The organism is Rhodococcus sp. KRD175 (genome assembly GCF_017168275.1).
In the GTDB taxonomy this organism is placed as follows: Bacteria; Actinomycetota; Actinomycetes; order Mycobacteriales; family Mycobacteriaceae; genus Rhodococcoides; species Rhodococcoides fascians.
The window spans coordinates 18,842-33,727 of the sequence record NZ_JABFAQ010000017.1; the positions used below are offsets into that span (position 1 = coordinate 18,842).

Annotated in this window: 16 protein-coding genes; 10 read left to right on the forward strand and 6 right to left on the reverse strand. The window is 64.9% G+C overall.

Going from position 1 to position 14,886, the window contains the following annotated elements:
• The first annotated feature begins 213 nt into the window (after positions 1-213).
• The 4 genes from J1M81_RS22840 to J1M81_RS22855 are packed head-to-tail and all read left to right on the forward strand — an operon-like array spanning position 214 to position 4,347.
• The gene (locus J1M81_RS22840) at positions 214-1,296 is read left to right on the forward strand and encodes an iron ABC transporter permease (RefSeq protein WP_080736360.1); all 1,083 of its coding nucleotides are present in this window, start codon (positions 214-216) and stop codon (positions 1,294-1,296) included.
• Positions 1,293-2,135, forward strand: coding sequence for an ABC transporter ATP-binding protein (locus J1M81_RS22845; protein WP_080736359.1), 843 nt, complete (start codon positions 1,293-1,295; stop codon positions 2,133-2,135). Before J1M81_RS22840 ends, J1M81_RS22845 begins: the two co-directional genes overlap by 4 nt.
• Positions 2,132-3,115 (forward strand): ABC transporter substrate-binding protein, encoded by a 984-nt coding sequence (locus J1M81_RS22850; protein WP_032399314.1) that lies wholly within the window; start codon positions 2,132-2,134, stop codon positions 3,113-3,115. The genes J1M81_RS22845 and J1M81_RS22850 overlap by 4 nt, the downstream gene beginning before the upstream one ends.
• On the forward strand, positions 3,112-4,347 hold the full coding sequence (locus tag J1M81_RS22855) for an MFS transporter (RefSeq protein ID WP_052061285.1): 1,236 nt from the start codon (positions 3,112-3,114) through the stop codon (positions 4,345-4,347). Before J1M81_RS22850 ends, J1M81_RS22855 begins: the two co-directional genes overlap by 4 nt.
• A 225-nt stretch (positions 4,348-4,572) precedes the next feature.
• Here the strand turns inward: J1M81_RS22855 and J1M81_RS22860 are convergent, their stop codons facing one another.
• From J1M81_RS22860 to J1M81_RS22875, 4 genes are read right to left on the reverse strand one after another with little or no spacing between them, the layout of a single operon-like run.
• Positions 4,573-5,601, reverse strand: a complete 1,029-nt coding sequence (locus J1M81_RS22860) for an ABC transporter ATP-binding protein (protein WP_206498903.1) — start codon at positions 5,599-5,601, stop codon at positions 4,573-4,575.
• Positions 5,598-6,386: an ABC transporter permease gene (locus tag J1M81_RS22865; RefSeq protein ID WP_241258399.1), complete on the reverse strand. Its 789-nt coding sequence runs from the start codon at positions 6,384-6,386 to the stop codon at positions 5,598-5,600. The genes J1M81_RS22860 and J1M81_RS22865 overlap by 4 nt, the downstream gene beginning before the upstream one ends.
• Complete coding sequence (locus J1M81_RS22870) at positions 6,383-7,222, reverse strand: ABC transporter permease (RefSeq protein ID WP_206498905.1); 840 nt, start codon at positions 7,220-7,222, stop codon at positions 6,383-6,385. The genes J1M81_RS22865 and J1M81_RS22870 overlap by 4 nt, the downstream gene beginning before the upstream one ends.
• Positions 7,219-8,454, reverse strand: a complete 1,236-nt coding sequence (locus J1M81_RS22875) for an ABC transporter substrate-binding protein (protein ID WP_206498906.1) — start codon at positions 8,452-8,454, stop codon at positions 7,219-7,221. The genes J1M81_RS22870 and J1M81_RS22875 overlap by 4 nt, the downstream gene beginning before the upstream one ends.
• Positions 8,455-8,599: 145 nt before the next feature.
• On the opposite strand from J1M81_RS22875, the gene J1M81_RS22880 reads away from it, so the two are divergent.
• Positions 8,600-9,268 (forward strand): TVP38/TMEM64 family protein, encoded by a 669-nt coding sequence (locus J1M81_RS22880; protein ID WP_283348102.1) that lies wholly within the window; start codon positions 8,600-8,602, stop codon positions 9,266-9,268.
• A complete protein-coding gene (locus J1M81_RS22885; protein ID WP_206498907.1) occupies positions 9,265-9,876 on the forward strand; it encodes a CDP-alcohol phosphatidyltransferase family protein in 612 nt (203 codons plus the stop codon). The genes J1M81_RS22880 and J1M81_RS22885 overlap by 4 nt, the downstream gene beginning before the upstream one ends.
• Here J1M81_RS22885 and J1M81_RS22890 read toward each other — a convergent pair.
• Positions 9,848-11,311: an NAD(P)/FAD-dependent oxidoreductase gene (locus tag J1M81_RS22890; RefSeq protein ID WP_206498908.1), complete on the reverse strand. Its 1,464-nt coding sequence runs from the start codon at positions 11,309-11,311 to the stop codon at positions 9,848-9,850. The genes J1M81_RS22885 and J1M81_RS22890 overlap by 29 nt on opposite strands.
• A gap of 36 nt (positions 11,312-11,347) precedes the next feature.
• Here J1M81_RS22890 and J1M81_RS22895 point away from each other — a divergent pair, with 36 nt between their 5' ends.
• The 4 genes from J1M81_RS22895 to J1M81_RS22910 all read left to right on the forward strand — a co-directional run bounded on the left by J1M81_RS22895 (position 11,348) and on the right by J1M81_RS22910 (position 14,130).
• Entirely contained in the window at positions 11,348-11,998 is a 651-nt protein-coding gene (locus J1M81_RS22895; protein ID WP_206498909.1) for a class I SAM-dependent methyltransferase, read from the forward strand.
• A gap of 115 nt (positions 11,999-12,113) precedes the next feature.
• Positions 12,114-12,575 (forward strand): NAD(+)--rifampin ADP-ribosyltransferase, encoded by a 462-nt coding sequence (arr, locus tag J1M81_RS22900; RefSeq protein ID WP_206498910.1) that lies wholly within the window; start codon positions 12,114-12,116, stop codon positions 12,573-12,575.
• Positions 12,576-12,612: 37 nt separating this feature from the next.
• The gene (locus J1M81_RS22905; protein WP_206498911.1) at positions 12,613-13,479 is read left to right on the forward strand and encodes an alpha/beta fold hydrolase; all 867 of its coding nucleotides are present in this window, start codon (positions 12,613-12,615) and stop codon (positions 13,477-13,479) included.
• A gap of 33 nt (positions 13,480-13,512) precedes the next feature.
• Complete coding sequence (locus J1M81_RS22910; protein ID WP_032384115.1) at positions 13,513-14,130, forward strand: dihydrofolate reductase family protein; 618 nt, start codon at positions 13,513-13,515, stop codon at positions 14,128-14,130.
• 13 nt (positions 14,131-14,143) lie between these two features.
• On the opposite strand, the gene J1M81_RS22915 is transcribed toward J1M81_RS22910, so the two are convergent.
• Positions 14,144-14,866, reverse strand: coding sequence for a hypothetical protein (locus J1M81_RS22915; protein WP_206498912.1), 723 nt, complete (start codon positions 14,864-14,866; stop codon positions 14,144-14,146).
• Positions 14,867-14,886: the final 20 nt, after the last annotated feature.

A 14,886-nucleotide genomic window follows, 5' to 3' on the forward strand; every position in this document is an offset into this window, starting at 1 on the left:
AGGCACCGTTTCGATTCATGGGTCTCTGAGTCGGCGCAGGATCGACTGCGCCGTTGAGCCGATCGTGAATCTCCCTGAGAGACGCGATCTCCGTATGCATCAGGGTCGGCTCCTTCACCAGTACGCACAGCCCGAGGTGTCGTCTCCGCACTGTGTTCGCTACTGTATCGACACTGATTGTCATTAACAACTAGCTGCCGGGATGTAGACCTGATGAAACGATCGCCGGCCACTGCGGTGCGCAGCACGGGCGCACCGCCCTTCGCCTCGCCCCAACGCTTTCGCGTGTTGCTGGCGATCTCGGGCGTCGCCATCGTGGTCATCGCGGTGGCGTCGGTCAGCATCGGCGCTGTCACCATCGGACTCGGAGACATCTGGGGCTCGGTCGCCCAACACCTCGGCATGGCGGGCACGCACACCTCGACACCGGTCAACGATCAGATCGTCTGGCAGGTCCGCGTCCCGCGCACCATTCTCGCCATCGTCGTCGGCGCGGGTCTGGCGATAGCGGGCGTGGTCATCCAAGTCGTTGTACGTAACCCGTTGGGCGACCCCTACCTGATCGGAATCGTGCCGGGCGCGAGCCTGGGCGCAGTTATCGTCATCGTCTTCGGCACCGGGGTACTCGGCGGCGTATCGCTGTCCGCGGCAGCCTTCATCGGCGGCCTCCTGGCGTTCGCGCTGGTGTTCGTCCTCGCCCGCCGCGGAGGGCAATGGACACCGACCCGGCTCGTGCTGGCAGGGGTCGCCGTCGGGTACCTCGTCTCCTCGTTCACGTTCTTCTTTCAAACCATCGCCACTCCCAATCAATCTCAGCGCGTGCTGTTCTGGAGTCTCGGTTCGATCGCCGGAGCATCGTGGGCGAGCCTGCTGCTGCCCTCGGTCGTCATTGCGGCGGCCACGACGTGGCTGATGTGGAACAGTGCCCGCCTGAACGCCCTGGCTTCCGGCACCGACCTCGGCTACTCCCTCGGCATCGACGTCGCGCGATTCCAAATGACGCTGATGGTGGTGGTGTCGGTCCTGACCGGCGTCATCGTTGCCGAAGTAGGCGGTATCGGGTTCGTCGGCCTGGTCATCCCGCACATAGCGCGTCTGCTCGTCGGTGCCGATCACCGCCGCGTCGTCGTCACCGCCACACTGCTCGGCGCATGCTTCCTACCGCTCTCGGACATCGCCGCCCGCGTGCTCCGCGCCCCCGCCGAACTTCCGATCGGGGTGGTCACCTCGGCCATCGGCGCTCCGTTCTTCCTGTACCTGCTGGTCTCCTCCGGGCGGACGGCGAGGGCTCGATGAAACTCGGCGCACAGGGTGTCGCCGTCGCCATCGACGGTGCCAAGATTCTCACCGACGGGGTCATACACGCCGAATCAGGCTCGGTTGTAGGACTTCTCGGACCGAACGGCAGCGGAAAGTCGACGCTGCTGCGCACGCTCTACCGGGCCCTCATGCCCTCAGGCGGAACGATCGTACTGGGCGAGGACGACCTTCGCCGCCTCAGCGCTCGTGAATCGGCGACCAGGACTGCGGTTGTCCTGCAGGACGATTCACCGGAATTCGAGTTCACCGCACGGGAGATCATCGAACTCGGACGCATCCCGCACAACACCGGTCTGCGACGCTTCGGCGCGGTCGATGTCGCCGCAGTGGACGCCGCCGTGATGGCCGCCGGGATCGCGCACCTCGTCGACCGTCAGATCTCGACCCTGTCCGGTGGCGAGCGGCAACGCGTCTTCGTAGCTCGGGCCCTCGCGCAACAAGCTCCGATACTGATCCTCGACGAACCCACCAATCACCTCGACATCTCGGCGCAGCTCGACCTCCTCGAACTGCTCACCGCAACCGAAGCCACCGTCGTTGTCGCACTACACGACATCGACCTCGCTGCCGCCTACTGCGACAGCCTGTTCGTCATGAAATCCGGTGCCCTCGTCGCCCACGGAACTCCCACCGACGTCTTGACAACGGACATGCTTCGCGAGGTCTACGGCGTCGACTCGGTCATCGCCGTCAACCCGATCACCGGCCGACGCTGCGTCCATTTCGGACCCGCCACCTCGCACCGCCCATCCACCGCGAGCTGCACCGCTACTCAACCCAATTTCGACACCCGCACCGAAAGCAGCCAACCATGAAGATCGCCGTACGAACCGGAACTTGCTTCGCCGCAACCATTCTCCTACTGTCCGCCTGCTCGAGCGGACAGGCCGAACCCACTGCCGCAGGCACCGAGACCGACAGCGGCACCTCGGCATACCCGGTGACCGTGGCCAGTTGCGGCGTCGACTACACCTACGACGCCCCACCCGAGCGGGTACTCCTCGGAGCTCCGGGAGTCATCGCCACGCTCGATGCACTCGGCGTCGCCGACAGCGCGATCGGATACACCAACGGCAGTTACGCATTCGACGGACTCGACCGATTCTCGGGCCTGACCTCCAACACCGACGACTATGCACCCTCACGCGAATTCCTTATCGGGGCCTCACCGGATCTGTTCCTGTCCAACGACCAAGGGCAACTCGGCGGCCAAGGATCGGCAAGCTCCGATGACCTGACCGCTGCAGGCGGCAACCTCTACGTCCTCGGCGAATACTGCCAGAACACGCCCGCGCCCACGACAATCGACGCGGTCTACACCGACGTGGACAACCTCGGCACCATCTACGGCGTCCCGGACAAAGCAGCAGAGGTCGTGACCTCGCTGCGCGATCGCGTCACCGCAGCACGAGCGAAGAACACCGACAGTGCGCCGCTGTCGGCAGCGGTTGTCCAGAGCTTCGACGGCAAGCTCTACGCCTTGAGTGGGTCTTACTACAGCGCAGTGGTCGACGCACTCGGCATGACCAACGAATTCGCCGACTTCGACGGCAATTTCGCCGAAATCACCCCCGAAGCAGCCTTGAGCGCTGCACCCGACGTCGTCCTGGTGCAATACGCCGGATCGGAAGCGGACGCCGCGACCGCCGTGACAGATATATCGGCTCTGCTCGCGAACTCACCAGCGGTGCGGAACTCCCGGGTGTACCCGCAGAACGAAGCCGACTTCCAGGCTGCCGGAGTCCGCATCGTCGACGCCATCGAGAACACCGCGGACAACGTGTTCGGCAAGTGAGCTCGACGAACGCTCCGACGCCGCTGGGGTCCGCGTTCCGGTTGATGGTGCTCGCGCGCACCGTCGCCTGGTTCGGAACTGCCGTCGCGTTGGTAGCCTTTCCGCTCGTCATCTACCGCACCACCGGAAGTGCCGCAGCCACTGCGCTTCTCACCGCTGTCGAATCGGCACCGTACCTGCTGTTCGGGCTGTTCGCCGGTGCCGTTGCCGACCGCTGGCGGCGTCGCCCGACGATGGTCGTCACCGCGCTCGCCGCATGCGCTGCAACGGCATCCATACCGACTGCGTATTGGATGGCGACTCTGTCGACGGCACACGTGTTCGTTGCAGCGTTCGTCAGCGCCGCCGCTATGGTGTTCTTCGACGCCGCCGGCTTCGGTTTGCTGCCCTCACTGGTGCCACGCGCTCGACTGGCCGACGCGGTCGGGCGACAAACTGCGATGGCAACGGTCATCACTATGGCCGGGCCCGCATTGGGTGGTGTGCTTATTGCCGCATCCTCGCCGTTCGCCGCGCTGGCCCTCAACGCGGCCACGTTCGCAGTGACCGCGATCCTACTGCTGTGGGTACGTGAACCCACATCCGCGCCGCGGACGGAACAACCCCATTTGTGGCGCGATATCGGCAACGGGGTGCGCTTCATCTACGGTCACCCACTTGTCCGCCTGCTCACCCTGATCGGGACCGGCAACAGTGTTGCCGGCGGCATCATGACCGGCCTCCTCGTCGTCACCGCCGTCGAGCGGTACGGTGTCGACGAGGACGGCGGCGAGCTGGGTCTGTTCTTCGCAGCCCTCGGGGTTGGAACCCTGATCTCGACAGCATTACTGCCGCGCCTGTCCCGAAAGTTCACAGCTGGGACGATCGCCATCGCCGGTTTGCTCGTACAAGCAGGCGCGATCAGCGTGTGGATTCTGGCCACCGTACCGGTGCTGGGAGTGTGTGCGTTGGTCGTCTTCCAAACAGCAGCATCGACGGTGATCATCAACGGCATCACCGTCCGCCACTTGGTGACCCCGGACGAACTTCAGGGCCGCGTCAACACCACGGCCCGCATGCTGGCGTGGGGCGGACAACCCATCGGTGCCGGCCTCGCCGGAGCCCTCGTGGGTCCGATCGGCCTGCCCGCAACGCTGTCGCTGGCAGTCGGCGTCATTGCGGCCAACGCCCTGTTCGCGTACCTGTCCTCGCTACGAGCCGTCAGCTCACAACTCCACTCGAACAGCCGTTGAGGATCGGACAGGCGGAAAGACGGCTGCGAGAACGGTCAGACCTCGATCGCGAGCCTTGACGACCGAGTTCGAAGACCCGGCCTGCGACACGTCGGATCGAACACCACAAGGGTAGCTATTTCACCTCACGGCGACCGGTACGCCCGATCTGCCGACCATCTCAGCGGTATGGGGACTTCGGCCGGCTCCGGAGTGCGAGAACTGCGAACAGCCACATCTTCGACCTCAACCCGTGACAAACCTCGCCCCACCCGGAATCTGCAATCCCACGGCGTCCCCGACCCGCACATCAGATCCCGCTGCCAACTCCACTTTCACGGTCGTCGCGCCCACGGTGACGTCCGCAATGCTGCGAAAACCGGTGGGCCGTATGCCCGACACGACCCCACGAATCCCGTTGTCATTCAAAGTGATCAACTCATGTCGAAGCAGTAGCACGGCAGGCCCAGCCGGCAAAGAGACTCCTTCGACCTCCAGCTCCCCGAGCTCGGAGCGATGCACCCCAACCCCGTCCCACTGCCCCCCGATTTCGTTCATCCCACCCATCAGTCGCGACACTGCCAACGTGCTCGGACGCGTGTAGGCCGTTGCGATATCGGAGTGATGCTCCAATCGACCGTCGATGAGCACCGCCACCGAATCGGCGAGCACCGCCGCTTCCTGCTGATCGTGGGTGACGAGCAGCAGAGTCTGATCCAACGTCGAACGCAATTCGCGCACCAGGTCGTGCATCTCGGTGCGCAACACCGGGTCCAGCGCACTGAAGGGCTCGTCCAGCAACAACACTCGCGGTGAACCGGCGAGTGAGCGCGCCAACGCCACCCGCTGGGCCTGCCCGCCCGACACCTCGGACACCGCTCGGCCCCCGATGTCGCCGAGATGCACCAGTTCGAGGTACTCCCGGGCCCGCTCGCGCGAACGCTTGCGACTCTCCCCGGCAGCGCGGTAGGCGAAGCCGATGTTGTCGAGTACCGACATGTGCGGGAACAACATCGGACGCTGGAACACCATCCCGACGCCGCGGTTCTCTGCCGCAACGCCGTTCACCTCGCGTCCGTCGATCTGCACCGTGCCGGCAGTGGGTGAATCCAGTCCCACGATGATCCGCAGTGCAGTGCTCTTGCCCGAACCCGACGGCCCCAGAATCGCCGTGCAGGATCCCGGTGGCACGGTGAGATCCAACGAATTCAGAGCCGCAACCGATTGACCGGCATGCACTTTCGTGAGCCCGTGAACGGACAGTTCGACGCTCATCGTGCACTCCTACGGCGCAGCCGAGCGAGCATGAGCACCAGCAACAACGGCGGTATGAGGGCGGCAACCGACAGCGCCGCCACCACCGAGTCGTTACCGGTCCCGGCAGCGAACGAGGCAACGAGAATGGGCACGGTGACCAGTCTGCCTCCACCGATCAGCAGAGTGATCACGTAGTCGCTCCACGCCACGAGGAACGCGAGTAACGCCGCCCCCGCCGATGCCGGAGCCAACAGGGGAATGCGAATCCGTCGCAGCACCATGGCACTCGACGCACCGAGCGTCCGAGCTTCTTCCTCGTAGCCGATGTCGTACGCGCCGAACGCCACTCGCATCAGGTACGTCGTGTACGGAATCGCCGCGACCGTCAGCAACGCGATCACCGCCACCGTGCTCGGAATGCGCGAGCGCAGCACCAGAACATCGAGTCCCAACGCCACGGCAAACGGGGGCAGGGCCAACGGAGCGAAGAGAACCCCGGCCACGAAAGCGGGGAAACGCACGGAACCGTTCACGAGTGCGCGAGCGGCCAACGCGCCCAATGGCGTTGCGATGACTGCGACGGCGAGAGCGAGCAGGGTAGACCGCACAAAAGCATCGACGCCCCCGGCATCGAGGGCGCTACGGACGCCGTCGAATCCCCATTCTTGCGGAACCGAGCCGGGAAAAGACCAGCGATTGCTGATGGTCCACAAGACAACCGGGATCAGCGGCAACAGGAACCACAGGACCAGTACGGACCTGCCGACAGCGGGAAGAACCCTGTTCACTTCCACCCTGTTCATTTCCACGCCGCCGATCTGCGCAGATAGTGCAGCGCCACCGCGGCTACGGCCACCGTCAGAGCGGTGGCGATCGTCGCGGCAGCAGCTGCCTGCGGACGCGTCTGAAGATCGATCGACGTGAACAGACGAATCGCCATCACCGACAACGGCTCCGGATACGGGCGACCCAGAATGTGGGCTACCTCGTACGAGCCGACCGTGTAGGCGAACGCGATGGCCGCCGATGCGATCAGCGCGGGCCGAGCCAACGGCAGCGTGACCAAACGGAGCCGAGCCCACCGTCCGGCACCCAAGGTCGCGGCCGTCTCGTCGAATGCAGCTACTCGGGTGGCGAGAGTCCCGGCCACGACAACGGCCACGAAAGCCGATTCTTTCCAGGCATATTCGGCGACGACGGCGATCCACCACTTCCCACCGACCAACTCCGGCCAGCCGCCGTCGGTCATGCCGAGAATACGAGGCAGCATCCCTGAATCTGCCAACAGCAATGCCATCGCCGCGGCACCGATCAGGTGGGGAACCGTGACGGTCAACCCGGCAGCGACCAGCGGGGTGCGTCCACCTGACAAGGCCGTCAGTGCCGCGGCAAGCCCGATCACCGTGGCCAATGCCGTCGAGACGACGGCAATCGACAGCGTCAGCACCACCGAGCGCCATAGGTCACCGCCCAGAGCGGAGTACGCGTCGACCGATAGTTCGGGGGTTCCGACGAAAGGCATCAGACCCAGGCTCTGCAGCACCACGGTTCCGAGACCGCCGCCGACGACGACAACGACCAAGACGACGGCGGGGAGTACCGCCGCTGTGCCGCGAAAGCTCCTCGTGGACGCGCTCACTGACCGGCGAGCACGCTTCGACGCCAACCCTCGTCGACCGGCGAGACCCAGTCGGCTGACAGTTCTGGATGCGCGTTGGCCGACAGCTCTTCGTAGGACGGCAGAACCGTCGAACTCGGCAACGCCTCGAACCTGGCGCGGGCGTCATCGGGCAATCGGTCGATATCGAGCACGGTGAACTGGCCCCACACTTCCGGCGTCGCCTTTGCGAGTTGTTGCTCGGGCGACAACGCGAGATTGGCAACCACCTGCGCCGCGGCCGACTTCCCCGACGTCGACGGAATGGCAAGGAAACTCGCATTCCCGACGGTTCCCTCGTCGAGAGTCAGGACGCGGGTCTCCGGCGGGAAGGTGCCGTCGGCGACAAGTTTCGGGAGGGTCGCGGGGCCGTACGTCATCGTCATGTCCACCTGGCCACCGGCGTAGAGGGCGTCGAGCTCGGAGGAGGACTGCGGATACGTCGTTCCCTCGCGCCACAGCGACGGGGCGAGCTCGTTCAATCGGTCGAACAATGCCGGGGCGAGGCGATCGTAGGAGGCCTGATCGAACTGAGCGGGAACCTCGTCGACGCCTCCGGATATATTGGTCAACGCTTCACGCACGAACACCGAGCCGGTGAAGTCCGGGGGAGCGGGGTAGGTGAAGCGGCCCGGGTTCGCGCGAGCCCAGTCGAGCACGCCGTCGAATGTCGTCGGCGGATCGGGGATGGCAGCCGCGTTGTAAACCAACGTGAATTGAGCCTTGTGCCAGGGTGATTCGCAGTTCTCGACCGAAGTGCCGAAGTCGTCGAGTAACAGCGGATCCTCGGGATCGGTGAATTCCATGTTCGGTAGATTCTGCGTCCAACCGCACAGCCACGCCCCGGCCTGCTTACCGGTGCCGAAGTTCGCGCCGTTGACCCACACCAGATCCACTTCGCCGTCGGTGACCCCGGCCTGCCGCTCGGACAGGATGCGGTTGACGGCATCGGTCGTCGATTCCACCGGCACCCGGCGCAGCGTGACGCCTTCCTCGGCCGCCGCGGGCGTCAGCACGTCGTCGACATAAGCATTGCCCTGCTCGTCGCCGCCGTACATCCACAGCGATACCGTCTGTCCTTGCGCCTGCTCCTGGATCTCGCTCCAGGACAAGTTCTCGGCGCGCGGAGCCTCCGATGATGGTGCCGCGCATGCGGTGAGCAGCAGCCCTGCGCTCGCGGCAATCGTCACTGCGCGCCGTACTGAACGAATCACCGTGGGCCCTCCAGATCAACCGAAGCAGCCGTCGTCGACGCTGCCCTCACCACCGTAATCGGTCGAATGCGACAACCGCTGAACACGCGGGCAGACCGGCCGTGTGCACAATGGATCGTGAACCGTCGGACGAGAGGCACACACCGTGACGCAGGACCGCCCGACGCGTAGTCGCCGCGGCACGACCCTGAAATTGCTCGCGGCTGCCGTGATCGTCATCGCTGTGGTGATCGTGCTGAGCACCGTCGATCTTCCCGATCCGTCGTTCATCCGCGATCGCGTGGCGTCGGCCGGGCCCTGGGGCATCGCGTTGTTCGTCGTGCTCTATGCCGTCCTGTCGGCTACCCCGTTCCCCGCCAGCACGTTGACCATCGCGTCGGGACTGCTGTTCGGGTTGGCGGTGGGCGCGACCGTCGTGGTGTTCGCTGCCACCGCGGGGGCATATCTCGGGTACTGGGGAGCGCGGGCGCTCGGCCGTGGACAGGTGGCCCGCACCGAATGGGACAGGCTCCGCCGGCTCGACGCCATGCTCGGACGACGAGGATTGCTGTCGGTACTGCTCGTGCGCCTGGTGCCGCTGCCGTTCTCCCTGGTCAACTACGCGGCCGGAGTCAGTGCCGTAGGGCAACGTGACTACGTGGTGGGCACCATGATCGGGATCGTGCCCGCGACCGTCGCCTACACCGCGCTCGGTGCCTACGGGACGTCGCCGCTGTCATGGCCGTTTGCCATCGCATTGCTTGCCGTGCTGGCGATCGCGGCCGGCTCGGCTCTGTTGGCCCGACGTCTCGGATTGACCGGAGCCACCGAATGATAGACAGCTTTCTGCGCCGCCACCTCGAACGCCCGCTGGATCGCTGTGCCTGCGCGCTCGACCGTTCCTCGATCACCCCGGATCGGATCACCGCTGCCGGACTCGTACTGGGCCTCGGTAGTGCACTGGCCGCGGGCCTGCAATTCTGGCTGCTCGCGTTGGCATTGTGGATCGTCTCCCGAATCGCCGACGGGCTGGACGGGCCTCTCGCGCGTAGGCGTTCCACTACGGGCGGTGCCGGCGGATTCTTCGACATCACCGCCGATTTCGTGGTCTACGGAACGACCGTGGTGGGCGTTGCGGTCGGTGCCTCGGCCGCGTACGACGCCCCCTGGTGGCCGTTCCTGCTGGTGCTGTTGGCGTACTACATCAACGGCACCGCATTTCTTGCGTTCTCCTCGATTGCCGAACGCACCGGTCGCACCATCGACGACGGCCGCTCGCTGTCGTTCCTCGGGGGATTGGCCGAGGGTGCTGAAACCATTGCGGTGCACAGTCTCTGGTTGCTGCTGCCGGGTATCTCCTGGCAGATCGCCGTGGTGTGGGCGGCGGTGGTCGCGGTGAGCTCCACCCAGCGGATCATTGCCGGGTATCGCGCGCTTTCCTGATCCACGCGCCGCGCACCTTCGCCAGTGCGGCCGTTGCTCGAGAAATCACCGGAGAAGCTAACTGCGCCTTTACGTCCGCTATCGCCGCGTTCCACGGTCCGTCGTTGTAGGTCGGATACGGGTGCGTGGCTCCGGCGAGATCGCGAGTACGCAAACCCTGCTCGATGGCGATGATCAGCTCCCCGATCGTCTCGCCCGCCCGCGGTCCCACAACGCAGGCCCCGACGATGCGACGCTTGGCGTCGAGCATCAGCGTCGTCGACCCGTTCGTTGCTCTTTCGGTGACGGCGCGATCGACGTGGTGGTGGTCGAGGATCTGCAGCCGCAAACCACGCTCCCTTGCAGTTCGCACATCGATTCCGGCCGAGGCGATCTCGGGATCGGTGAACGTCACCCGTGGAGTTCCGGTCGTACTCACCTTTCGGTTCAGGCCGAGTGCAGCATTGCTCGCGGCCAGACTGCCGTGCACACCGGCAGTGTGCGTGAACTGCGGATGGCCGGTGAGATCTCCCGCCGCCCAGATGCGGGGATTGGTGGTCCGCAGATGCTCGTCGACCTGAACGAATCCGTTGTCGTCCACTTCCACACCGGCCGTGTCCAAGCCGAGGGACGCGGTGCGCGGAGTCCGCCCGGTGGCGATCAGGACCCGGTCGAAAGCGATGTCTACGCCCGAGTCGGTAACTGCGGAACCGTCGCCGATGCGCACGACTGCGGTAGAGGTCAGCACGCGTACGCCCTCGTCCGCCAGTGCTTGCGTCAGTATCGACGAGGCCTCAGGGTGCTCGCGGGGAAGGATAGTCGCTGACCGTCCGACAAGGGTAACGTCGGATCCGAGACGCGAGAATGCTTGCGCCATTTCGCAACCCACCGATCCGGCACCGACGATCAGCAGTCGCTGCGGTAAGTCCGTCAGTTCCCACAGGGTGTCGCTGGTCAGGTAGTCCACGTGCTCGATGCCGTCGATCGCCGGCACTGTGGGATGCGCGCCGGTGGTCACGATCGCCTGACCGAAATGCAGCATCCGCGTGCCGACATTCACCGTGTTCGGACCGGTGAACACGGCGTCACCGCTGATGACGTCGACCCCGGCCGCAGTGAGTGCCTCCGGTGAATCGATCGGCGCGATCTCGGCGATCGACCCGTGCACGTGCTGCATCACGCGTGCAAAATCCACGCGCGGTGGCTCGGTGTTGATGCCGAACCGGGACGCGGATCGAACCGTCTCAGCCACCGAGGCCGCCGCGAGCAGGGCCTTCGACGGCACGCATCCGGTCCAGAGGCAGTCGCCGCCGGTGCGGTCCCGTTCGATCAACACGACGCGAACGCCGAAGCCGGCCGCGGTCTTCGCCGCCACGATGCCGGCGGTACCGCCGCCCACCACGACCACGTCGGCGCGGCTCTCGGGCACACTCGAAGACGAACGACGAATTCCCATACCTCCCACTATGCCCGCGCTTTGGAGAGACCCGAGATGAGACGACCGACCAAGTACACCTTCTCGGCGCGCCTGTATGACGTGATCTCCGCCGAATGGCCGGTGTATCGAGCCGGGCGGGACGCGGCGTTCGAGCTGATGAATCTGCCTGTGGGGAGCCATGTTCTGGACCTCGGCTGCGGGACGGGGCTGAACTTCGCCGGGTTGCAGCGGATGATCGGCCCGACCGGCTCGATCACCGGAATCGACGCCAGCCCACAGATGCTCGAACAGGCGCGACTTCGAGCTGCCCGCGCGGGGTGGATGAATGTCACATTGATCCCCGCCGACGCCACCGCCCTGACGTCCGCCGATCTGGGGGAGCAGGTCCCGTTCGATGCGGCGTTGAGCACCTACGCGCTGTCGTTGATGACGCCATGGCAGGCGGCGCTCGAATCGATGATCGCGAACACTGGCGAGGGCGGAGTGGTGGCCGTCGTCGACATGCAGCGGCCCGTCGGACGAGCTGCTGCTTGGGCCCCGCTTGCCAAGCTTGCGTGTCGACTCGGAGGGTCGGATATCGACGCGCATCCGTGGACGGCGATGACGCCACTGCTGCAGGATCTTTCGGCCCGCGCTGTCCGCGGAGGCCATATCCAGATTCGCGTCGGGACTGTCGGTGCCCGCCCCGGGGAGCGGAAATCCTGAGCGGTGCTCGCCTGCGTTGCCTTCAGTTTATCGCTGAGTTGGGGGCTTGCGGCAAGACCCAGTCGGTGGTGCACACTCTTCCGGCTACCGACACGGAGGAATTTCTATGGCAGACATGGCCGACACACTGGAGCGATTTCGCGTGCACGAGTCCGGTGCCTCCCAGGAGCGCAGCCTGCGGAGCGACCAAAGTTATTTTCATGGCACGAAGGCCGATCTGAAGGCCGGCGATTACTTGTCTCCCGGCTATCGCTCGAATTACCGTCCCGAGCACATCTCGAACTACATCTACATGACCAAGGTGCTGGACGGTGCCGTGCTCGCGGCCGAGATGGCCGTCGGCGAGGGGCGTCCTCGGGTCTACATCGTGCAGCCGACCGGCAGCGTCGAGGACGATCCGAACGTCACCGACAAGAAGTTCCCCGGCAATCCGACTCATTCCTACCGCAGCGCGGAACCGGTACGCATCGTCGAGGAGACGTCCGAGTGGGTCGGGCATTCGCCCGAATACCTGAGCCGGTTTCGTGAAGGTTTGGAGAAGTTGCGACAGACGGGAACTGCGATTCTCTACGACTAGCCGGTGAGTTTTCGCTCGTACCGAGGTCCACACCAGCATGACGACACACACAGTTTCCGTGCCCGGTGCGACCCTGACGTACGACGTGGTCGGCGAACTCGAGCCCGGGGTTACTCCCTTGGTGCTCATCGGCTCACCGATGGATGCGAGCGGGTTCGGGACGTTGGCATCGCATTTCCGTGGCCGCGTGGTCGTCACGTACGACCCGAGAAATGTGGGACGCAGTCGACGAGACGACACGACGGCCGCGGTCACCTTCGGCCAACATGCCGACGACCTGCATGCAGTGCTCACCGCCGTCGGCCATGGGCCTGTGGATGTGTTCGCCTCGAGCGGGGGTGCGGTCAATGCGCTGGTACTCGTCAGCAGATACCCGTCCGATGTGCGGACGTTGGTGGCCCACGAACCACCCGCCGGAGGCACCTTGCCGGACCGCGAGAACATCGCGACCGTGTGCGCAAACATGGTGGCCGCATACGACGCTCACGGCCGCGGTCCGGCCATGGCCCAGTTCATGGCGTTGCTCATGCACGCAGGCCCCATCGACAACACGTTCTTCGATCGCCCGGCACTGGACCCGGCGCAGTTCGGCCTCTCGGCCAAGGACGACGGAACCCGCGACGACGCCCTGATGTCCAACATGCGAGGCGGCGGAGTCGATTTCGCGCCCGACGTCGACGCGGTGCGTGCTGCTCCCACCACGGTCGTGATCGGAGTCGGCGAAGAATCCGGCGGTCCCGAGGACGGTCACATCGCCGCTCGCGCAGCATATTCCACTGCATCGACCCTCGGATCGGAGCCGATCGTCTTTCCCGGTGGCCACTCGGGCTTCCTCGGCGGTGAATTCGGTCAGATGGGAAAGCCGACCGAATTTGCCGAAACACTTCGGAAAGTATTGAGCTGAAGAAGCTTTCGTCTTACAGAACCAGGAGCAATCATGGGCCTCATCACGTTGGAGCTGTTCGCCACCCTCGACCTCGTCGCGCAATCACCCGGAAGCCCAGAGGAAGACCCCGAGAACTTTCCCTTCGGCGGCTGGCAGGCTCCTCTGCTCGACCAGGTTTCGGGGGCGCAGGTCGCCGCCGCTTACGAGGGCACGGATGCGCTCCTGCTCGGGCGGCGCACCTACGACATCTTCGCCGCGTACTGGCCGCACCAACACGATTCGTTCGCAACGTTGTTCAACACGATCCCGAAATACGTGGCCTCCCGCGGCACACCCGATCTGCTGTGGAACGGTTCGACCCAGCTCGGACCGGACCTGGCCGGAGCCGTGCGTGAGATCCGAGATCGACACGACAATATCAAGGTGGTCGGAAGTCTCGATCTGGTGCAGACCCTGTTGCGCGAGAAGCTCTTCGATCGACTCGATCTGTGGGTGCATCCCATCCTTCTCGGAGTGGGAAAGAAGGTGTTCGCCGACGGCACCGTGCCCAGCAATCTGACGCTGCTCGAGCCACCGGCCGTCGACGGCAAGGGCACCGTCTACCTGCGGTACGGCCTCGACACCGGGACCCCGGACGTCGGCAACATGGACGACGTACTGACCGACTAGATCGGAGGGCAATTCACTTCTTCTGCCGTCGGCTCCCGCCGTGCCAATCCTGTTGCACGCCAACCTCGTCCTCCGTCACCCCCAGTGCCTTCAACTGGGGGAGTTCACGCATGCTGCGCTTCATCTCGGCAAATCCAGGGAATCGTGCGAGTCCGATCACGTTGTCCCACAGCGGTACTGCTTCTTCGTCGCTGGGTAGTCGGCTGATCACCGGACCGAAGAACGCCACACCGTCCGGCGGCTCGAAGGCGATGATGGGAGTTCCGACGTCCTTGCCGGTCAGCGACAGCGCATGATCGGTTTCGGCCCGGATCTCGTCGTCGATCGTCGAATCATCGAGTGCTGCAGTGTGATGGGTGGGCAGCCCGACTTCCTCGAGGATCGGCCCGAGGAATGCCGCGGTGCCGCGATGTCCGTGGCTCGCTGCGTCGTCGGGCACGATCTCGGTATCGAAGATGTGCGTTCCGAGGGCCTGATACAGCGGCCCGACAGCGTCCGACCCATGCTCACGACGAACAGAGGCAGCGGCCCGCAGTAATCGCAGACCCGCGGTGTGGCCGGCCTCGTACTCGGGTGGGAAATGGGCGTCGTAGTCGATGTGGGAGTTGAGCAGGCGAAGCGAGATGAACCGCCAGTCGACGGTGTAGTCGCGTTGGGCCTGAACCTTGCGAACCCATTTGCTGGTCACCCACGCGAACGGGCATACCGGATCGAAATAGAAATCGATATCGGACATCAGGGGACTCTCCTTGTGGG